Here is a 19,964-nt window from a genome sequence, read left to right on the forward strand (position 1 = left end):
GACGATGGCGGACACGCATAAGTCCGCCCAGTGGAAATCTGCTACTTTGGGTCCCGGGGCGGCGCGACAGTGTGGCCTCGGCGATACGGCTTGACATCCCACGGCGCTGCCCTTGTGATGAGACCAACAACGAAAAAAGAAAACGACAAAAAACATAAGGTGCATTGCACCATCGGAGGGAGGATTGGATGCCGGGGCATAACGCTGCACGCCTTCTCGTCGGACTATCCGTCGCGATCACGGCGCTGGGGATGGCGGTCGCCGCCGGGGCTCAAGAAAACCAAGCAAAGAAGATCAAGATCGGCGTGATTTACGACCTGACCGGCCCGCTGGCCGGCGGCGGCTCGGAGCTGCAATATATCGGCGCCAAGATCATGCTCGACCAGTACGCCAAGACCGGCGTCGAGGGTTACAAGGTCGAGGCGGTCTATGCCGACGCCCAGAGCAAGCCCGATGTCGCCATCAACGAGGCGGTGCGGCTGATCGAGCAGGAAAAAGTCAACATGCTGCTCGGCTTCTTCTCCTCGGCGCAATGCGTGCCGGTGGCCGCGCGCGTCGAGCAGCTTAAGAATTTCATGTGGATCACCACCTGCATCTCATCCGCGGTGCTGGCCGACAAGAACTTCAAATACGTGTTCCGCCCGCAGGCCTCCGGCGATCAGTTCGGCATGATGACGATGGATTTCATCGCGCAGAATTCCAAGGAAAAGCTCGGCAAGGAGCCGAAGGATCTGCGGGTTGCCATCATCCACGAGGACGGCGCCTATGGCGTCGACGTTTCCAAGGGCAACGAGGCCGGCGCCAAGAAGGCCGGCTTCAACATCGTGATGAAGGAAGGCTATTCCGCCACCGCGCCTGATCTGTCCGCGCTGGTGACAAAACTGAAGCGGGCGCGGCCCGATGTGATCTTCCACACCGGCTATAACCCGGACATCACCCTCTTCGGCCGCCAGGCGCGCGAGCAGGGCCTGAAGTTTGCCGCGCTGGTCGGCCATGGCGCGGGATATGGCGTCTACGAGAAGCTGAAGGAAGGTTTGGGGGCCGACGTCAACTACGTCTTCAACACCGATCCGATCTCGATCTGGCTCGCCAACCAGAAGGGCATGGACCCGAAACTGCCGCCGGTCATCAAGATGGTCGGCGAGGAGTTCGACAAGGCCAAGCCCGGGGTGGCGATCCGCTCCGCCCATGTCGGCATGGCCGCTTCCAACACCTATCTGTTCCTGACCGACGTGCTGCCGCGCGCCATCAAGAAGTATGGCGGCGTCGATCCCGATGCGCTGCGCAAGGCCGCGCTCGAGACCGACATTCCGGAAGGCGGCACCATGCTGGGCTTCGGCGTTAAGTTCCATGGCGAGGGCACCCAGATGGCCGGCCAGAACGAGCGCTCGTTCCCGGTGGTCATCCAGTATGTCGACGACAAGTCCTACGTCGTATGGCCAAAGAGCCAGGCGCAGCGCGAGGCCGTGCTGCCGCTGCCGAAGGGAACGACGTTCAGCAACCAGTAACCCGGAGATCCTGGCGTGCTGACTGTAGAAGGGTTGGTGAAGCGCTTCGGCGGCTTCACCGCTGTTAACAACGTGTCGTTCCGGGTCGAGCAGGGCGAGATCCTCGGCCTGATCGGCCCGAACGGCTCGGGCAAGAGCACCATCTTCAACATGCTGTCGGGCACGCTGGTGCCGACGGCCGGATCGATCCTGTTCGACGGCGCGGAGATCGCGGGCACAGCCCCGCACCGCATCATCAATGGCGGCATCGGCCGCACTTTCCAGATCCCGCGGCCGTTTCACCGCCTCAGCATCTTCGAGAACGTCGCACTGGCCGGCTATTACGGCCAGGGCCGCCACAGCCGCGCCAAGGCCGACGAAGCCGCTGAGCGCGCGCTGCGCATGGTCGGCCTGCCGACCGACCGCCACGTCGGCGTCGATGGCTTAGGGGCCGCCGCCCTGAAGAAGCTCGAGCTGGCCAAGGCGCTCGCCACGGGGCCGAAGCTCCTGCTCGCCGACGAAAGCCTCGGCGGCCTCGACGAGCACGAGATGGACCAAGCCGCCGACATGCTGCGCAAAATCCGCGACGAACTCGGCATCACCATCATCTGGGTCGAGCACATCATGGGCGTGTTAATGCGGGTGGTCGATCGCGTGATGGTGCTCGATCACGGCGAGAAGATTTCGGAAGGCTTGCCGAGCGCGGTAGTGAGCGATCCGCGCGTCATCGAGGTCTATCTCGGCACCGACGCGGATTCGAGCCAGGCCGCCGCGGCGGAAGCGCGCCGGCGGGCAGGGGTGTAACGCATGCTCGCACTGAAATCGGTCGACGCTGGCTACGGCACGTTCCAGGCCCTGTTCGGCACCAATCTCGACGTCAAGGCGGGCGAAGCGGTCGGCGTGATCGGCCCGAACGGCGCCGGCAAAACCACGCTGATGCGCGTCATCTCCGGCCTGATCCGGCCGGTCAATGGCTCAATCACCATGGAAGGCCGTGACGTCATCGCGACGCCGGCGCATCGCATTGTCGATCTCGGCATCGCGCATGTGCCGGAGAACCGCCGGCTGTTTCCGCGGCTCACCGTCGACGACAATCTGAAGATGGGCGCCTACATGCCGGGCGCCCGCGCCAAATATGCGCAGCGGCTGGAATTCGTGTTCGACCTGTTTCCGCGCATGAAGGAGCGGCGCAGCCAGATGGCCGGCACCATGTCGGGCGGTGAGCAGCAGATGTGCGCGATCGGTCGTGCGCTGATGTCGGACCCGAAACTGCTGCTGCTCGACGAGCCCTCGGCGGGCCTCGCCCCGGTCGTCGTGCAGCAGGTGTTCGAGCTGGTCAAGCGGATCCGCGCCTCAGGGCTGACGGTCTTGATCGTCGAACAGAATGTGCAGCAGGTGCTGAAAGTGGTCGACCGCGCCTACCTGCTGGAAGCCGGCACCATCCGCGCGTCAGGCACGTCGGAGGAGATGATGAAGACCGACACCATCAAGCAGGCGTATTTGGGGGTTTGAGCATGGCTGTATCAACGCAAACGGTGCGCTCCCTCTCCCGCTTGCGGGGGAGGGCTGGGGTGGGGGTGTTTCCACGAGTCATACCGCTCGTGTGGAGAGAGCCCCCACCCGCCGCGCTGACGCGCGTCGACCTCCCCCGCAAGCGGGAGAGGTAAGGAGACCACAACGATGCAAGCCTTCCTCGACATCTTCGACATTTATCTCCTGGAAGCCGTGGTCAACGGCATCCTGCTCGGCGGCGTGCTGGCACTGCTCGCGCTCGGGCTCAATTTGATCTTCGGCGTCATCGACGTCACCTGGATCTGCTACGCCGAGCTTGTCATGATCGGCATGTATGGCATGTACTACATGGTCCAAGTATTCGGCCTGCCATATTGGGTCGCAGCCCCCATCGCGATCCTTCTGGTCGCGGGCTTGGGCGCGCTCTTGCATTATCTCGTCATCGAGCCGCTACTGACGGCTCCGCCGATCAATCAGCTGCTCGCGACCGGCGGCGTGCTGTTCATCCTGCAGAGTTTTGCGACCGTCGCCTTCGGCATTGACTTCCGCAATCTCGGCATCCGCCTGCCGGTGCTGGCGATCGGCGAGATGCATTTCAGCTATTCGCGGCTGCTTGCCTTCATCGCCGCGCTGCTCGGCATGCTCGCGGTCTATTTCTTCATGACGCGCACCTTTACCGGCACCGCGATCCGCGCCATCTCGCAGGACCGCCAGATCATGCCGCTGATGGGCGTCGATACGCGCCGGATCTATCTCATCACCTCGGCGCTCGGCGGCGCGCTCGCTGGCCTCGCCGCCTGCCTTCTGGTGCTGCAATATGACGTGCATCCCTTTGTCGGGCTGTCGTTCGGGCCGATCACCTTCCTGATCTGCGTGCTCGGCGGGCTCGGCAATTTCGTCGGCGGCTTCATCGCGGCGTTCGTGTTCGCCGAGATCATTTCGCTGGGCGGCCTGTTCTCCGACCTCGAATGGGGTTACGTGCTGGCGTTCGCCTTCTTCATCGTCATGATGTTCATCCGGCCCGCGGGCCTTCTGGCGAGGCGCTCGTGAATTCCCGCAATTTCGCCTGGGGTGTCGGCCTCGCCGCGCTGATCGCGCTGCCCTTCCTCTATCGCGATCCCTATCACCTGCATATCCTCGTGCTGATCCTGATCTGGTCGTTCGCCTATACCGCGTGGTCGATCATGGGCCGCTTCGGCCTGGTGTCGCTCGGCCATGGCGGTTTCATGGGCGTCGGCGCCTATGTCACCGCGCTGCTCTGGAACCACATGGGGCTGTCGCCATGGATCGGCATTCCCATCAGCATGGTGGCGGCGGGCGTGCTGGCGCTGATCGTCGCCTATCCCTGTTTTCGCTTCCGCATCACCGGGCATTATTTTGTGCTGGTGACGCTGGCGCTGTCGGGCATTGTGCTGCAGGTCATCACCGCGACGCGCGACTACACCGGCGGCTCGCTCGGCTACACGCCGAACCGCGCGCCGAGCGGCAAGGGACTGATGGCGCTGCAGTTCGACGACAAGACGACATGGTACCTGATCGCGCTTGGCGTCTGGGTGCTCGGCCTTCTGATCTGGCGTTGGGTCGACTACAGCATGAGCCGCTATGCCATGGAGGCGATCTCGGAGGACGAGGACGCCGCGGCCGCGGCCGGCGTCAACGTCACGGCCGAAAAGCTCAAGATCACGCTGATCTCGGCGCTGATGACCGCGCTCGCCGGCGCGTTATATTGCCAGTACCAGATGTTCATCTCGCCCGACACAGTCAGCGGCATCGCGGTGTCGCTGCAGATGGTGTTCGCGGTGATCGTCGGCGGGCTGTACGTCTCGCTCGGCCCCACCGTCGGCGCCATCATCACCATCCTGCTCGCCGAAATCCTACGCATCTCTTTCGGCACCAAAGCGGTCGGCTGGGACAACCTCGTCTATGGCCTGCTGCTGGTGCTTTTCATCATATTCCTTCCCAAGGGTATTCTTGGTAGCGTCCTCGACAGATTGAAAGCGCAACCGAAGAAACCCAAAACCACATGAACAAGAAGTCGCAATCGCTCGCCGATGATCTGAAACCCTACATCGCCCCGTTCCGCTACGACGGCTCGGGCGAATTTCACCTGAAATCGTACAAGACCAACGAGAAGGGCGGCCTCGACAAGGACAAGGCGACCAAGATCATCGAGGCCAACCGGAAGCGGCTCAACGACTTCCAGGAAAAGCTCTACGCGCAGGACCGCTGGTCGATGCTGCTGATCTTCCAGGGCATGGACGCTGCCGGCAAGGACAGTGCGATCAAGAGCGTATTCGAAGGTATCAACCCGCAGGGCTGCGACGTCTGGTCGTTCAAGCAGCCGTCGAGCAGAGAACTCGATCATGACTTCATGTGGCGATCCATGATCGCGCTACCGGAGCGCGGCCGGATCGGTATCTTCAACCGCTCCTATTACGAGGAGTGCCTGGTAGTGCGGGTCCATTCGGAAATACTCGCCAAGCAGAAGATACCCGAGCGACTGGTGACCAAGGACATCTGGAAGGAGCGCTTTGAGGATATTTCCGCCATAGAGCGCTACCTCGCGCGCAACGGCACCGTGATCCTGAAATTCTTTCTCAACGTCTCCAAGGAGGAGCAGCGCGAGCGCTTCCTCGAACGGCTGGAGGACCCCGCCAAAAACTGGAAGTTCTCACTCGCCGACATCGGCGAGCGCAAGCTGTGGGCGAAATACCAGGCCGCCTATCAGGACATGATCCACAATACCGCCTCGAAGGCGGCCCCGTGGATCGTGGTCCCTGCCGACCACAAATGGTTCGCCCGCGTTGTGATCGGTTCGACCATCGTGGCCGCACTAGAGGAACTCGATCTGCACTTTCCGAAAGTCGACAAGGCCGACCGCAGCGAATTCAAGCAGGTCCGCGAGGCGCTGCTGGCGGAAGGGAAGGGCGAAGGAACGGGCAAGAACAAGAAGTAAGGCGGTCAAGGAGACGCTTTCGTCCACCCCCAGCACAGCTAGCCTAACGTGCAGGCGCGAAGCGCACTCACTTCCTTCGAGGCGGCTTTCATCAGCGGCCTGGCCTGTTCGGCCTCGTGGCCGGCGATAAAGCCTGATGCAAACGCGCGGGCACGCCGATCTCGCGGAGGTGCGTTGAGTGCGGCATCTGCCGCCAGCTTGCTGTCTGCGACGAAATCATTGAGCGAGCCGAGAGAACTTTGAATCTTCTTCAAATGTCGCGAAAGGCGCGTCAGCTCCTTTTGCTCGCGTTTGCCGGGAAAAAGACTTTCAAAAAATTCGACCGCGTACCTGATCTTCTTCGCCTTAATGCGGAGCTTGTGCCGCTCGCGAGGTAACATGTCCTGCAGCGTCTTTCCGTCCTTCCTTATCTTCTTGACGCGGTGATTCAGCAGCTCTGTAGCAAATTCGCCCACTTCCAGCTTCGCTTCTTTTCCGCCGTCATCCTGCGCCTCGATCCATTCGAGCAGCTCGATGAGCATCGCCCGGCATCGTCCCGAGCTGACTGCGCTCCTTGCCCGCTCAAGCGCTTCGTCACGTCTGGCCGCGAATTCTCGTTCAATGGCTTTGATTCCGCGTTGGGGATTGATCTTGCCAGCCACAGGCTCGACTTTCTCCTGCAGGAACACGTCGATTTCGCGCGCCCGCGCCAATTGATTGGAGAGCCACTTGAGCTCTGTCTTGATCTGCTCGGTCTTCGCACCGCTCAGGATGTTCGAAAACAGCGAGATCGCCGCGCGCAGCCGGCGCAATCCCACTCTCATCTGATGCACGCCCTCCAGATCGAGGTTACGGACCGCGTCGATGTTTCCAGAAAAGTGGCGGAGGGTGGCGTGCGCGATGGCCTTGAAGCCTTCGATCGCGGACATCCGGTGGTCGAGCTCGATCGGCTCGGCAAAAACCGCTTCCTTGTCCTTGCCGTCGACGAGATCGTAGCCCCGCTCTGACTTGCCTTTTAGATAGAGTTCGGCGGCCAGTTTTCGTTCGACCGCTCTTGCGAACTGGAACAGGTCGCGCGGGCGCCCACGCTTCAATTCGAGCTCGACCTCCTCGATAGGCATTGATCGTCTTCCGGCGACGATCTCGCCGCGATCGATGGCAACCTCTATCTCGCTTCCCTGGCTGCGAACCGGCAGGGTGGTGCGACGGACCGAGGTCTTGAAAACCGGCCTCAGCTTGCGCCGCAGCTTTTTTGAAGCGATTTCCTGTAGCGGTGTGCCGTCAGCCTCGCCGAGATCGGGGTGGCCGTCCTTTAGTTCGCTTTCCCATTCCCCCCGGCCGAATTGGCCGGTGGAGACTTTTTTGATCGTCTGAACATGTTTGCCGTTGCATTGCCGCACCCGCAGCAACAGTCCATGCTGCTTCAGCTTGCGTTTCCGCGTGTCGAAATAGGTCGACGTTAGATCGCTCTCGGAGCGTTCGCCAATCCGGCTTCCGGCAATTTTCAAATGGGCCAACGCCATAATATTGCGCCTTGGTACCCGGAACTTTATCTCCGTTTCGACGCCCATCCCGTGTTCTCCTCTCGCTTTAGCCAATAACGCGAGCGGGCCCCCGGAGGCGCACTCAGCGATGCGCGCAAACTAGGTCAGCCTATTTGACCCTCTTTTGGCATTGCGGGCGGCCATAATTCTCGTCTAGAACAACCCCGGAACGTCGTCCCGGCAACGAACCGTCAACGGTTTTGGCCGAGGATTTGACATCCAAAAGGGTCTGGCAATGCTGATTCGCAGCGAAATTCAGGGGATTCAGGGCGGAGCGGCCAAGGCTGCCCCAGCTCGCCCGGCTGCGTCTGCGCCCACCCTTCTTCTTGGCGGGATTCTGCTTCTTATCGGCCCCTGAGGGCCGTCTGGGCAGTTGCGCCTGGGCACTCAGGGGTTTTGAGCGAGATCACCAGACCCTTCAGCGCCATTTGAACCGGCGCAAGATCCAAAGGAATTCAGAACATGACCATCGCCAACAAGTCCGAGAAGGACCGCGTCATCATTTTCGACACCACGCTGCGCGACGGCGAACAGTGCCCCGGCGCCACCATGACCTTCGAGGAAAAGCTCGAAGTCGCCGAGCTGTTGGACGACATGGGCGTCGACGTCATCGAGGCCGGCTTCCCCATCACCTCGGAGGGCGATTTCCAGGCGGTCAGCGAGATCGCCCGCCGCTCCAAGAACGCCGTCATCGCCGGCCTGTCGCGCGCCCATCCGAAGGACATCGACCGGTGCGCCGAAGCGGTGAAATTCGCCAAGCGCGGCCGCGTCCACACCGTGATCGCGACATCGCCCTTGCACATGCGCGTCAAGCTGAACATGACCCCGGAGCAGGTCATCGATCTGTCGATCGCCAACGTCAGCCGCGCCCGCAACCAGATCGACGACGTCGAATGGTCGGCCGAGGACGGCACCCGCAGCGAGATGGATTTCCTCTGCCGCATCGTCGAGGCCGTCATCAAGGCCGGCGCCACCACGGTGAACATTCCCGACACGGTCGGTTACACCGTGCCGGAGGAATACACCCACTTCATGAAGACGCTGATCGAGCGCGTGCCGAACTCCGACAAGGCGATCTTCTCGGTGCACTGCCATAACGATCTCGGCATGGCGGTCGCGAACTCGCTGGCCGGCGTCGTCGGCGGCGCGCGTCAAGTCGAGTGCACGGTCAACGGCATCGGCGAGCGCGCCGGCAACGCCGCGCTCGAAGAGATCGTGATGGCGATCAACGTGCGCAACGACAAGTTTCCGTACTGGAACAAGATCGACACTACGCAGCTCACGCGCGCCTCCAAGCTGGTATCGGCGGCGACCTCGTTTCCCGTCCAGTACAACAAGGCGATCGTCGGCCGCAACGCGTTTGCGCATGAGAGCGGCATTCATCAGGACGGCGTGCTGAAGGACGCTTCGACCTACGAGATCATGCGGCCCGAGATGGTCGGCCTGAAGCAGTCCTCGCTGGTGCTGGGCAAGCACTCCGGCCGCCATGCTTTCGTGCACAAGCTGGAAGAGATGGGCTACAAGCTCGGCGCCAACCAGTTGGAAGACGCCTTCAACCGCATGAAGGCGCTGGCCGACCGTAAGAAGGACATCTACGACGAGGACATCGAGGCGCTGGTCGACGAGGAAATGGCGGCTTCCCACGATCGCATCAAGCTGACGTCGCTGACTGTCATCGCCGGCACCCACGGGCCGCAGCGCGCCACCATGAAACTCGACGTCGAGGGCCAGACCAGGATCGAGGAAGCCGAAGGCAACGGCCCGGTCGATGCGGTCTTCAATTGCATCAAGCGTCTGGTGCCGCATGAAGCCAAGCTCGAGCTGTACCAGGTCCACGCCGTAACCGAAGGCACCGACGCGCAGGCCGAGGTTTCGGTGCGGCTTTCCCATGAAGGCCGCTCGATGACGGCGCGCGCGGCGGACCCGGACACGCTGGTCGCCTCGGCCAAGGCCTATCTCGGCGCGCTCAACAAGATCGTCATGAAGCGCCAGCGCGACGTGCCGGCACAAGCGGCGGGCTGACATCAATGCCCCGGACGCTGCGCAGCACCAAAAGCGCGTTCACGCGCGTATTCGACGCGCTATGGTGATGCGCTGCTGAGCCGGGGCCCACGTGTCGGCGGGCGAGTAGGTCCCGGCTCTGCGGTGCAACGCACCGGACGATGCTTCGCATCGCCGGGAGCGCGCTGCACCGCGTTCGGGACACGGGAGACTACCACCTGCCCGACGGGCAAATCATTCTGATTTTCAGAAGTCGCGTCAAGCCGGAAATTTCTGAGAATCAGAAATATTCCGCTTCCGTTTTCACCCAAATCAGCGGCATATTCCGCCCGTCTCACCGCGAAATGAGGGGCGTTGGCCATCGTCACTGACGCGCGGGGAGACGCGATGGACGCGGATGCCATGACAGACGAGCGTGGCTGACGCGTACGGCGAAGTCGTATGGTTCTGGCGCCGTGGTGCTGGCGTTAAGTCCGCAAGAGGCGAAAGCGTCCTGCCGACGACGGAGGCAAAAGAGCCGTTCTCCGGGAAGAGTACGAAGTAAGCCGTAAAGCCATTGCGCAGGGAAGGCCGGGATGCTTCCGCCGAACCTGTATGCTCGTGTGCAGCTTTCGCTATGCGCATATTGGCACACGAGACCGCGGGTGCGGCGCGCACCCGGTCTTCCCTGCGCCCTCAGATTGGAGGGCGGAAGTTGTTTGGCAAAACCTCGGGCAAACCATGTCGCGAGATCGCAGCCTCACATTCGGTTGTCATCCCCGCCTAGTGCGCAAGTGCGCACGGGGGGCGGGGATCCAGTATTCCAGAGACGCCAATGATTAAACCGATCCGCCACGGCGTATTGGATCTCCGCCTTCGCGGGGAGGACAACGGTGGGTGTCGCGTCTTCCGCATCATCGCAAGCCCAATCGCAATGACAGCCCAGCACCAAGCCTTTCGTTACCCGGAAAGCAGCCATAGCGAAGGTTTAATGGACGCCCTTTGCATCTGTCGGCACGATCAGGGATCAAAACGGCGCATGCTGCATTTTGCAGTGCAGCAAATCCGGGAAATGCGGCACCCTGCTAACGGGCAATGGCAATTCGGGCGGCTTGTCTATATTGGTGCATCTGGCATGCAAGCTTCGGAATCCGCGCCCCGCGCGCCGAAGAAAAAACGGGAGGAAACATGCACAAGCTGATTTTGGCTGCGGCTTCGATCACGGCACTGAGCTTGGTCGGACCCGCCGCGGCGCAATCGCCGATCGTGATCAAGTTCAGCCACGTGGTGGCAACCAACACGCCGAAGGGGCTGGCGGCCGAGAAGTTCAAGGAACTGGCCGAGAAATACACCGACGGCAAGGTCAAGGTCGAAGTCTACCCCAACTCGCAGCTCTACAAGGACAAGGAAGAGCTGGAGGCGCTGCAGCTCGGCGCGGTGCAGATGCTGGCGCCCTCGAACTCGAAATTCGGCCCGATCGGGGTCAAGGAATTCGAAGTGTTCGATCTGCCCTACATCCTTCCGGACCTGAAAACGCTGCGCAAGGTGACCGACGGCCCGCTCGGCGCCAAACTCCTGAAACTGCTCGATGCCAAGGGCATGACCGGCCTTGCCTACTGGGACAACGGCTTCAAGCAGATGAGCGCCAACAAGAAGCTCATTACGCCGGCCGACTATCGCGGCCTCAAGTTCCGCATCCAGTCCTCGAAGGTGCTCGAGGCGCAGTTCCGCGCGCTCGGCGTGGTGCCGCAGGTGATGGCGTTCTCGGAAGTCTATCAGGCCCTGCAGACCGGCGTGGTCGACGGGCAGGAGAACACCTGGTCGAACATCTATACCCAGAAGATGCACGAGGTGCAGAAGTACATCACCAACACCAACCACGGTTATATCGGCTATGTGGTGGTGACCAACAAGAAGTTCTGGGACGGCCTGCCGGCTGACATCCGGGCTAACTGCGAAAAGGCGATGAAGGAAGCCACCGCCTACGGCAACGCGCAGTCGCAGAAAGAAAACGACGAGGCGCTCGCCGAGATCAAGAAGACCGGCAAGAGCGAGATCGTCACGCTGACGCCCGAGCAGGACGCCGCGATGCGCAAGGCGATGGAGCCGGTCTACAAGGACGTCGCCAGCCGCGTCGGCCAGCCGCTGATCGACGAGTTCTTGAAGGAGACGAGGGGCGCGACGAACTGAGGAGAGGGGATTGCCGGTTAGCGCGATCACGCTAACCGGCTAGGACGCTGGTAATTTCGCGTCATGCCCGGGCTTGTCCCGGGCATCCACGTCTTGGCCGCGGGCCGAGAAAGACGTGGATGGCCGGGCATAGGCGAGCGGAAGCGACGCCGTCTTTCGGACGGCTACGCCCGGGCATGACGGCTAGGATAGAGTGGGGGATATATTGATATTGCTTCGCATCCTCGACCGGCTTGAGGAGATATTGATCGCGACGCTGATGGCGCTTGCGACGCTGTTGATCTTCCTTGCCGTGTGTCATCGCTATCTGCTTGGCGTTCCCTTCCTGTTTCCGATCCTGTTCCCGATCAACCTGGCCTGGGCGCAGGAGCTTTGCATCTACATGTTCGTGTGGGTCGCCAAGTTTGGCGCCGCCTATGGCGTGCGCACCGGCATCCATGTCGGCGTCGACGTCGTGGTCAACCAGCTCAGATCGCCTTGGCGCAACTACGTCGTGCTGTTCGGTCTGTTCTGCGGTGCGTTTTTCACCGCGGTCATCGGCACCATGGGCGCGAAGTTCGTCTACGGGCTTTACTTCACCGATCAGGTGTCGCCCGACCTCGAGATCCCGAGCTGGTTCGTTTACCTCTGCATTCCGCTCGGCTCCTATTTGATGTGCTTCCGCTTCCTGCAGGTCGCCTGGCACTATTTCTTCACTGGCGAGCTGCCGCATCACGATCACGCCCATGTCGAGGGCGTCGATGTCGACGCGCCTGGCGCCGGCGCGGCGGAGGTGACGCGATGACCTCGATCATCATCTTCGGCCTCCTGATCGCGCTGATGCTCACGGGCATGCCGATCTCGATTGCGCTCGGCCTCACCGTGCTGACCTTCATCTACACCATGACCAACGTGCCAACCGAGTCGGTGGCGTTGAAGCTTTTTACCGGCATCGACAATTTCGAGATCATGGCGATCCCGTTCTTCATCCTGGCCGGCAACTTCCTGACCCATGGCGGCGTTGCCAGGCGCATGATCGATTTCGCGCGGTCGATGATCGGCCACTGGTATGGCGGCCTCGGCCTCGCCGGCGTCCTCGCCTGCGCGCTGTTCGCCGCCGTGTCGGGCTCTTCGCCCGCCACCGTGATCGCGATCGGATCGATCATGCTGCCGGCGATGGTCAAGGAGGGGTTTCCGAAGCGTTTCGGCGCCGGCGTCATCACCACCTCGGGCGCACTCGGCATCCTGATTCCACCCTCGATCGTGATGGTGATCTATTGCGTGGCGACCGGCGGCAGCATCGCGCTCGATCCGGCCGGCCAGCGGGTGTCGTCGGCATCCGTCGGCCAGATGTTCATCGCCGGCGTCATTCCCGGCCTGATGCTGGCGACGCTGCTCGGTGCCACCACGTTCTATCGCGCCTGGCGCAACGATTATCCGCGGCTGCCGAAGGCAAGCTGGGCCGAGCGCATCACCGCATTCCGCAAATGCGTCTGGGGACTGCTGCTGATCCTGATCGTGCTGGGCGGCATCTATGCCGGCATCTTCACGCCGACCGAGGCGGCAGCGATCAGCGCGGTCTATGCCTTCGTGATCGCCGTGTTCGTCTACCGCGACATGACACTGTGGGACGTGCCGAAAGTGCTGCTCGGCTCGGCCAATATGAGCGCGATGATCCTCTACATCATCACCAATGCGGTGCTGTTCTCCTTCCTGATGGCGAATGAGAACATTCCGCAGCAGATCGCGAACTGGATCACCTCGATCGGCGTCGGCTGGATCATCTTCCTGCTCGTCGTCAACGTGTTGCTGCTGCTCGCCGGCAACTTCATGGAGCCGTCCTCGATCGTGCTGATCATGGCGCCGATCCTGTTTCCGGTGGCGGTCAAGCTCGGCATCCATCCGGTGCATCTCGGCATCCTGATGGTCGTCAACATGGAGGTCGGCATGTGCCATCCGCCGGTCGGGCTCAACCTCTATGTCGCCTCCGGCATCGCCAAGATGGGAATAACCGAGCTGACCATCGCGGTGTGGCCGTGGCTTCTGACCATGCTGGCCTTCCTCGGCATTGTTACCTACGTGCCGGAGATCTCGCTGTGGCTGCCGCGGGCGCTCGGCATATTGTAGCTTCCAGTGCATTGCACTGGATCAAACGGCGCCGCATTACATCTTGGTAAGGGAGGCATCCCTTGCCAAACATTTAGTTGAAGGCCGGCGGGGCGGGGCCCATCTTCAGGCAACCTTTCAGCAGGAGGTTCGCATGAGGAAGTTCGCCATCGCCGCCGTCGCGGTCCTTGCCATCGCCGGCTCGACCGCCGTCTATGCCCAGCACCGCCATTGGAGCTTCGGCTTTTCGCGGATGAGCCCGGAGGACCGGTCGGCCTTCGCCGACGCGCGAATCGCGGCGGTGCATGCCGGCCTCAAATTGACGGCCGATCAGGAAAAGCTGTGGCCCCCGGTGGAGGCCGCGGTCAGGGAATTCGCCAAGCTCAGGATCGATCGGGCCAATGCGCGAATGAACGCACCTGATGATTCGAGCCAGCAGAAGCCGGACGATCCGGTCTCGCGCCTGCGCGAACGCGCCGACACCATGGCGACCTCTGCGGCGGCGCTGAAGAAGATCGCCGATGCAGCCGATCCGCTCTACAAGACGCTGGATGACGGCCAAAAGCGGCGGCTCGCCGTCCTGACCCGGATGGACCGGTTTGGCGGCCGCGACGGCTGGCACCACCGCCGCTCCGAGCGCGAAATGGGCGGGGATCGCGACTTTGACCATCACCGCGGCTATGGCCGCGACCGGGATGATCGGGATGGCGGCCCGGACCGCGGCGGCCCCGAGCGGCTCTGAGAGGGCCTGGCGCGAGCCTGGTCCGAAGATCGGCAGAAGCCGCTGAAATCCAGCGGCTTTTTGCCGTTCGGGCGATCCATAAAAGGGCTGGGAAAACTTCGCCCCGATTGCTGGACATCGCCGGATCGCTTTGCTAAACGACGCCCCTCGCAAGGGTTTTCCGGATCCCAGCATCCGGGCGCATAGCTCAGTTGGTAGAGCAGCTGACTCTTAATCAGCGGGTCCCAGGTTCGAGCCCTGGTGCGCCCACCAAGCTTTTCAATAGCTTAGGGACACTCGCGAGAGCCATTCCGACAGGCGGTCAGCGGCTATTCCGACAAATCGGCTGCTTTTGTTCGCTCCTCACGACGTTTCTTAGTTCCCGAGATCAACTGTTTTTGCGCGTGCGTTTCGCATAGGTCGGCAATTGCCTTGCGGATCTGTGACGACCTGCGGCCCGCAACTCCGCATCCGTGAGATCGCTGTCGGCACCCTCGGTAAAGCCGCCATGGCGAAATGAGGTGAATGAGAGCTCGGTCCGAATTTTTGCGGCTATGACTATTTCTTCACCACGCTCCGCAGATAGCGCAGATCGTTACGTTCCGTGATCCAAGGGAGTGGAGTGGGCGACCTGCGGTGTTTGTGATCCCGTCTAAAAGCGAGACCCGACACCATGGTCTGTTTGATGGCGTCAAGCTCTGCCATCAGTTCGGGAAAAAAGGGACTCGCCCGTTTCGTCGAACAGCGGCCACCAGGCTTCCTCACCATTTTTGGGATGTACGATTTTCACACTATTTGGTCGTTCCTTTGGCAGATAGTGTGTGATCTCAAACGCGCCGAATACGTGCTCTTCTCGCTGCAGCCACTCCCAAGCGACCAGTGCCGCTGTTGCGACTGAGCCATATCCAAGGCTCCTCGCGGCGGTCCTAAATGCAAGAAGTTCGTCCCAAGTCGCAGTCGGCGTCTCCCATACGGCCTGGCCGGGTGACCGAGTCTTTGGACCCATTCGCGAGAATGGATTGACGGCAGGTGCATGCTTTTCCTGAGCGCGCTGACCAACAAACCAGGCGCGCCTGCAAGCCGACATCGCAGCATTGGCAAAGCGGCGGCGCTCGCGCTCGACGATATTGCCGTCTGCATCTTTCTCTTCCACTACCAGCAGCTTGGCGTAGCCGCGTCGACAAAGCCTTTTGGTAAACTGAGAAATCTGCTTTGAGCCCGCGCGCGTGCCATCCTTCAGCTCATGATTGGCAAAGAGTGCCAAACCCTGTTCATATAGCCGTTGCGTCTTATGATCGATCTCTTTCCATTTTTGATGCGCCTTGAAGATGCCCACGAGCCAGTCAAATGAACCTGGCAACGGGAATGGCGGCACCATGTCTGTCAAACCTCGCGAGCGCCAGCTATCAAAGGCAGGCAAGAGAATGTTCAGCTCGCTCCACGGCTGCCGCGTAGTCCTGCCTCAGCGCTTCTGGCTCAATCTGACAGCGCTGCTTGCGAGCCCAGGTCGGCGGCTCAAAGAAGTATGCCCATCGACCATTGCTCAAGGGCTTTCGCCGGCAATAGCGCGGGAGCTTCAATGCAGTGCGAGGCGGTTTCATACGAGGGAAGCCAAGTCTTGTTTTCTTGAGCTATCCGAATCCGGCTCAAGAAAGTTGTCAATGGCTGCCTTCAACCAGATTGGTTCTCTCGTGCGTCCAGTTCCGTGATGGCCCACCGAGGGGGCGCTTCACCACGGCTCACCCCGCGTGCCAATTCACGCGTGTCACGGTAATCTGGGTACGCGGCCGCCATATCGGCACGCATAACCGCAGGCCAGGCGCCGGTCGGAGGATAGCGGGCGGGAAGGGGCGAGCGTGGCGACATCGCGCTCTCTCGCCCTTCTCAAGCGTCGAACAGCGCGCAGTTATCCAATTCCGATCTCGTTGGCTTCTCCGGGAAGCGCCGCGTCACATCCATCTCCGTGCATCATCATGTCGGGCGAATTCGGAGTTGCATGTGAGCAGACGAGGAGGAGCGTGAAAAGAAGGCCAGGGGGGCGCGGGAGCGAAGCCAATCCGGATTGACTGTCGGTCTGGCTAGCGTGGTCTCATATTCCTGGTGTTGTCATCTGCCGGGCCATTTCTACGCCCTCTTAAAATCGGGAATCGCGGCCGCGATCGTGATGATGAGGACGGAGGATGCCAGAGCGAGGCGCCGCCCGCGACCGATAAGGAGCGGAAGCGTAAGCGACGCGAATAGCAAGAGCAGCAAGGACATGCTCACTTCAACGTTAAGGTTCGGAAGAAGGATCAGGCGGTCAGGGATACCATCAAGGCTCCGCGGAATCGGCTCGTGGTGAGAGTGACAGGCAGCTCTACTCCGCGGCGGGCCGGGACGGCGGCCGACCTTCCTTTCGGGCATCGTGAGTTCGGTCACCGTTATTTCCAGTTACTGCCGGTGATGGACGCGATGGTGCAAAGTATAGACCTGCGAACGCTGGTGAAGGCGGTGATTACAGACTAGGTCCTTGCCAAGTGTATGGCTTCGCCAAGCAGTCGGGTGGTCATGTGAAGATCTATTCGGAGGTTGGGCAGGGCACTACGGTCAAAACTTGCCTTCCTCGCTTGTTAGGCAACTTACCGGATAACTCTGTGCCTGATGAGACGCTAAATCCGGAGGCCACTCAGGAAGAGACCATTCTCGTGGTCGAGGATGACGACGACGTCAGATTTCGGCGGCCTTTATCACGGGCATCCGCTCCGATCTGCCCGGGGCAGATCATGGTGCATGTGACTGAACCGCCATTTGATACGCTGTCCGGCCAAACTTTGCTGGTGCCGCTGGGTACGCGGATGACGGGAATTTACGATAGCCGCGTCACCCCTGGACAGTCACGCGTTTTCCTGGTCTGGACATGGGTTGATCATGCCGAATGGTCGATCGATAGTTCTCGAGCGTCTCCAAGGTGTCGATTCAGGAGGACATGCTGGCCTTGAAGATGAGGTCGATCAGCACTGGCGGGAACTATCCAACGCGACGCTGCTTTTCACCTTGCTTGGAGTAGGAGCTGAGCTCGGAGCCGGCGCGGATGTAGGCAACGGCGACAGCGCCAACATCGAGGCATTTTGCCGTGGGGCAGGGGATTCCCTCAACCAAACAGGCCAATAGGTGGTTCGGCGGAATCTGAACATCCAACCGACCCTGACGATCCGGCTGGGCTTTCCGGTTCGCGTAATGGTGACGCGAGACCTGGTGCTCGGGCCGTACAAGGGGAAGAAATGAAGTCTTCCAGCTGAAACTTACGGCTGTTGCGGACGAGAGGCCGGTCAAGCTCGGGGTTGAATTGCCGGCAGCAGTACATCGCGATCTCATTGCCTATGCAGAAATCCTGAGCCGGGAAACTGGCCAGGCGATCACCGATCCACGAAGCTCGTTGCTCCCATGCTAACCAGATTCATGGTCACGGATCCGGCGTTTGTGAAATTCCGCGGGACACGTCAAACGCCAGGAACTGGAGCTGGATAGACTACCGGCGGCCTTTGCATTGTACCAAGGTGCTCTTCTGGCCCTGAAGTACCTCAGCCTCTCTCGTGGATGCCGATGCGTCGACTAAGGGATAGCAGCTGGCTATCGCGCTCACGCCCGCCTATTGCGTGACAAGCGGACTTTTGCGTCCAACTCCAGCGTGCGCCGTCATCAGCCGCCACGAAGCGCGAAGCCACCAGCAAGATTTGACAGACCGTCATCGCCCCTCACTGATACACCGCGCATAAGCGCGAATCCGCCGATTAGCGATCACGGCGATCAAGTTACTTCGTCCAGTAGTGTCAACTTTGCGTGAGTGACATCATGGGTAAGTTGCGGCTGACCTGATTCAGCGCAAAATTTGCCAGAATAATGCCTGCCGTCTTGGATCAGAAGGGATCATGGACAAAGGATTTTTAATCCATGAAAAAGGCTCAGGCTGCTTCTTCTGACAAGGTATTTAATAAACTCGATGACCTGCTTCCTGATCTGGAGGCTCTCTACAGGGATGTGCATTCACATCCAGAACTCTCGATGCAAGAGACGCGTACGGCAGCCTTGGCGGCGGACAAGATTCGTGCCGCGGGCTATGAAGTGACCACGGGTATCGGGAAAACCGGCGTCGTGGGAGTGCTCCGCAATGGCGAGGGACCAACCGTAATGTTGCGCGCCGACATGGACGCGTTGCCAGTGGCAGAGGCGACGGGTCTGCCATATGCCAGCAAGAAGACGGCCACCAATCGAGACGGCCATACCGTACCGGTCTCGCACATGTGTGGCCACGACATGCACGTCACATGGCTTGTCGGCGCCGCCAAATTGCTAGCCGAGGCACGAACGACATGGCGCGGTACACTGATGGCGGTCTTTCAGCCCGGAGAAGAGACGGCTGAAGGTGCAAGGGCAATGATTCATGACGGGCTTTTTGAACGCTTCCCAAAGCCTGATGTGATCTTCGGCCAGCACGTCATGGTTGGGCCGTCTGGTACTGTTGCCGGGAGGTCAGGCGCCATAACGTCGGCAGCTGACAGCTTGCAGATTCGCCTGTTCGGCCGCGGCGCCCATGGATCGATGCCCCAAGCCAGTATCGATCCGGTGGTAATGGCAGCGGCGACCGTGATGCGACTTCAAACCATCGTTTCGCGCGAGGTCGCCGCCGCCGAACCCGTAGTTATTACGGTAGGCGCGCTGCAGGCGGGTACCAAGGAGAACGTCATTCCGGACGAAGCAATAATCAAACTTAATGTGCGCACCTTCGATGCCGGCGTGCGCGAGCGCGTGCTGGCCGCCATCCAACGGATCGTCAACGCTGAGGCGGAGGCTTCGGGTGCTCTGCGCAAGCCCGAGATCACGACGTTGGATCATTACCCGCTTAATGTGAATGATCGTGACGCAAGCAAGCGGGTGGTCGAGGCATTCCGGGAGCATTTCGGCCCCGACAGGGTTCGCGAAACGGGACCCGCACCCGCGAGCGAGGATTTTGGATCGTTTGGGTCCGAATGGAAATCTCCATCGGTTTTCTGGTTTGTGGGTGGCACTGACCCGGCGGTCTATGCGAAGGCCAAGGCGGCTAATCGATTGAATGAACTCCCTGTCAACCACAGCCCGAAGTTTGCGCCCGTTATCCATCCGACCTTGCGAACTGGTGTTGAAACATTGGTCGTTGCGACGCGGTCGTGGTTGTCTGCGTAGAATGCATGGCAGAGCTACTTGGAACCTCGGTCATGGGTCGTGAACGCACCTTGAAGGCCATTGCACTCGGATAATCACGACGTACTCTGGCGCCAATTGCATGAGAGCGTCGGCCCTCGGTGACGACGTCGCCCATCACACTGCCATTGTTGCGGGCGCCTGACGGCCGATCCATTCGAACCGCCGTGATGCCGCGGATTGAGTGAATGCAGACGCATGGCTGCGGTGACTTGTGAAACGATCACTCCGTAGCGGCCGGAGGTTCGGCAATTTCATGCCGCTCCGCAATTGAGATCCGAGAGTCCCGCGAA

Annotated in this window: 14 protein-coding genes, 1 tRNA gene and 4 pseudogenes; 17 read left to right on the forward strand and 2 right to left on the reverse strand. The window is 60.9% G+C overall.

Annotation, left to right across the window (positions count from 1 at the left end; all coding sequences use genetic code 11):
* The first annotated feature begins 188 nt into the window (after window positions 1-188).
* The 6 genes and pseudogenes from RX331_RS08570 (at window position 189) to RX331_RS08595 (ending at window position 5,955) form a co-directional block, all read left to right on the forward strand.
* Window positions 189-1,508: an ABC transporter substrate-binding protein gene (locus RX331_RS08570; protein ID WP_317256162.1), complete on the forward strand. Its 1,320-nt coding sequence runs from the start codon at window positions 189-191 to the stop codon at window positions 1,506-1,508.
* A gap of 15 nt (window positions 1,509-1,523) precedes the next feature.
* Window positions 1,524-2,291 carry an ABC transporter ATP-binding protein gene (locus RX331_RS08575; protein ID WP_317256163.1) on the forward strand — a complete coding sequence of 256 codons (768 nt, stop codon included), beginning with the start codon at window positions 1,524-1,526 and terminating at the stop codon, window positions 2,289-2,291.
* Between the two features lie 3 nt (window positions 2,292-2,294).
* On the forward strand, window positions 2,295-2,999 hold the full coding sequence (locus RX331_RS08580; protein WP_317256164.1) for an ABC transporter ATP-binding protein: 705 nt from the start codon (window positions 2,295-2,297) through the stop codon (window positions 2,997-2,999).
* A gap of 168 nt (window positions 3,000-3,167) precedes the next feature.
* A complete protein-coding gene (locus tag RX331_RS08585; protein ID WP_317256165.1) occupies window positions 3,168-4,049 on the forward strand; it encodes a branched-chain amino acid ABC transporter permease in 882 nt (293 codons plus the stop codon).
* Window positions 4,046-5,054 (forward strand): annotated as a pseudogene (locus RX331_RS08590) (branched-chain amino acid ABC transporter permease). The gene RX331_RS08585 and the pseudogene RX331_RS08590 overlap by 4 nt, the downstream one beginning before the upstream one ends.
* Window positions 5,023-5,955: a polyphosphate kinase 2 family protein gene (locus tag RX331_RS08595; RefSeq protein ID WP_317256166.1), complete on the forward strand. Its 933-nt coding sequence runs from the start codon at window positions 5,023-5,025 to the stop codon at window positions 5,953-5,955. Before RX331_RS08590 ends, RX331_RS08595 begins: the two are co-directional and overlap by 32 nt.
* A 38-nt stretch (window positions 5,956-5,993) precedes the next feature.
* On the opposite strand, the gene RX331_RS08600 is transcribed toward RX331_RS08595, so the two are convergent.
* The gene (locus RX331_RS08600; protein WP_317256167.1) at window positions 5,994-7,505 is read right to left on the reverse strand and encodes a CHAD domain-containing protein; all 1,512 of its coding nucleotides are present in this window, start codon (window positions 7,503-7,505) and stop codon (window positions 5,994-5,996) included.
* A 435-nt stretch (window positions 7,506-7,940) separates the two neighbouring features.
* On the opposite strand from RX331_RS08600, the gene RX331_RS08605 reads away from it, so the two are divergent.
* From RX331_RS08605 to RX331_RS08635, 7 genes are all read left to right on the forward strand, one after another.
* Window positions 7,941-9,500, forward strand: a complete 1,560-nt coding sequence (locus RX331_RS08605; RefSeq protein WP_317256168.1) for a 2-isopropylmalate synthase — start codon at window positions 7,941-7,943, stop codon at window positions 9,498-9,500.
* A gap of 793 nt (window positions 9,501-10,293) precedes the next feature.
* The gene (locus tag RX331_RS08610; RefSeq protein ID WP_317256169.1) at window positions 10,294-10,659 is read left to right on the forward strand and encodes a hypothetical protein; all 366 of its coding nucleotides are present in this window, start codon (window positions 10,294-10,296) and stop codon (window positions 10,657-10,659) included.
* A complete protein-coding gene (locus RX331_RS08615; RefSeq protein ID WP_317256170.1) occupies window positions 10,647-11,648 on the forward strand; it encodes a TRAP transporter substrate-binding protein in 1,002 nt (333 codons plus the stop codon). The genes RX331_RS08610 and RX331_RS08615 overlap by 13 nt, the downstream gene beginning before the upstream one ends.
* A 208-nt stretch (window positions 11,649-11,856) precedes the next feature.
* Entirely contained in the window at window positions 11,857-12,432 is a 576-nt protein-coding gene (locus RX331_RS08620; protein ID WP_317258063.1) for a TRAP transporter small permease, read from the forward strand.
* On the forward strand, window positions 12,429-13,754 hold the full coding sequence (locus RX331_RS08625) for a TRAP transporter large permease subunit (protein ID WP_317256171.1): 1,326 nt from the start codon (window positions 12,429-12,431) through the stop codon (window positions 13,752-13,754). Before RX331_RS08620 ends, RX331_RS08625 begins: the two co-directional genes overlap by 4 nt.
* Before the next feature lie 133 nt (window positions 13,755-13,887).
* A complete protein-coding gene (locus RX331_RS08630; protein ID WP_317256172.1) occupies window positions 13,888-14,475 on the forward strand; it encodes a Spy/CpxP family protein refolding chaperone in 588 nt (195 codons plus the stop codon).
* Window positions 14,476-14,651: 176 nt separating this feature from the next.
* Window positions 14,652-14,727 (forward strand) — tRNA-Lys (locus RX331_RS08635).
* 418 nt (window positions 14,728-15,145) lie between these two features.
* Here RX331_RS08635 and RX331_RS08640 read toward each other — a convergent pair.
* A complete protein-coding gene (locus tag RX331_RS08640; protein ID WP_317256173.1) occupies window positions 15,146-15,832 on the reverse strand; it encodes a hypothetical protein in 687 nt (228 codons plus the stop codon).
* Between the two features lie 1,123 nt (window positions 15,833-16,955).
* Here RX331_RS08640 and RX331_RS08645 point away from each other — a divergent pair.
* The 4 genes and pseudogenes from RX331_RS08645 to RX331_RS08660 form a co-directional block, all read left to right on the forward strand.
* A pseudogene (locus RX331_RS08645) lies at window positions 16,956-17,165 on the forward strand (hybrid sensor histidine kinase/response regulator); the annotation flags it as partial.
* Window positions 17,165-17,718: pseudogene (locus tag RX331_RS08650) on the forward strand (TrbI/VirB10 family protein); the annotation flags it as partial. The pseudogenes RX331_RS08645 and RX331_RS08650, both read left to right, overlap by 1 nt.
* A gap of 61 nt (window positions 17,719-17,779) precedes the next feature.
* Window positions 17,780-17,961 (forward strand): annotated as a pseudogene (locus RX331_RS08655) (DUF2274 domain-containing protein).
* 423 nt (window positions 17,962-18,384) lie between these two features.
* Window positions 18,385-19,653 carry a M20 family metallopeptidase gene (locus RX331_RS08660; RefSeq protein ID WP_317256174.1) on the forward strand — a complete coding sequence of 423 codons (1,269 nt, stop codon included), beginning with the start codon at window positions 18,385-18,387 and terminating at the stop codon, window positions 19,651-19,653.
* Window positions 19,654-19,964: the final 311 nt, after the last annotated feature.

The sequence above is a fragment of the Bradyrhizobium sp. BWA-3-5 genome, from assembly GCF_032917985.1.
Taxonomy (GTDB): domain Bacteria; phylum Pseudomonadota; class Alphaproteobacteria; order Rhizobiales; family Xanthobacteraceae; genus Bradyrhizobium.

What these genes read in the sequence shown, in the direction of transcription:
- RX331_RS08570 (WP_317256162.1), top strand. Translation starts at nt 189, where the DNA reads ATGCCGGGGCATAACGCTGCACGCCTTCTCGTCGGACTATCCGTCGCG.
- RX331_RS08580 (WP_317256164.1), top strand. Translation starts at nt 2,295, where the DNA reads ATGCTCGCACTGAAATCGGTCGACGCTGGCTACGGCACGTTCCAGGCC.
- RX331_RS08585 (WP_317256165.1), top strand. Translation starts at nt 3,168, where the DNA reads ATGCAAGCCTTCCTCGACATCTTCGACATTTATCTCCTGGAAGCCGTG.
- RX331_RS08595 (WP_317256166.1), top strand. Translation starts at nt 5,023, where the DNA reads ATGAACAAGAAGTCGCAATCGCTCGCCGATGATCTGAAACCCTACATC.
- RX331_RS08600 (WP_317256167.1), bottom strand. Translation starts at nt 7,505, where the DNA reads ATGGGCGTCGAAACGGAGATAAAGTTCCGGGTACCAAGGCGCAATATT.
- RX331_RS08605 (WP_317256168.1), top strand. Translation starts at nt 7,941, where the DNA reads ATGACCATCGCCAACAAGTCCGAGAAGGACCGCGTCATCATTTTCGAC.
- RX331_RS08610 (WP_317256169.1), top strand. Translation starts at nt 10,294, where the DNA reads ATGATTAAACCGATCCGCCACGGCGTATTGGATCTCCGCCTTCGCGGG.
- RX331_RS08615 (WP_317256170.1), top strand. Translation starts at nt 10,647, where the DNA reads ATGCACAAGCTGATTTTGGCTGCGGCTTCGATCACGGCACTGAGCTTG.
- RX331_RS08625 (WP_317256171.1), top strand. Translation starts at nt 12,429, where the DNA reads ATGACCTCGATCATCATCTTCGGCCTCCTGATCGCGCTGATGCTCACG.
- RX331_RS08630 (WP_317256172.1), top strand. Translation starts at nt 13,888, where the DNA reads ATGAGGAAGTTCGCCATCGCCGCCGTCGCGGTCCTTGCCATCGCCGGC.
- RX331_RS08640 (WP_317256173.1), bottom strand. Translation starts at nt 15,832, where the DNA reads ATGGTGCCGCCATTCCCGTTGCCAGGTTCATTTGACTGGCTCGTGGGC.
- RX331_RS08660 (WP_317256174.1), top strand. Translation starts at nt 18,385, where the DNA reads ATGAAAAAGGCTCAGGCTGCTTCTTCTGACAAGGTATTTAATAAACTC.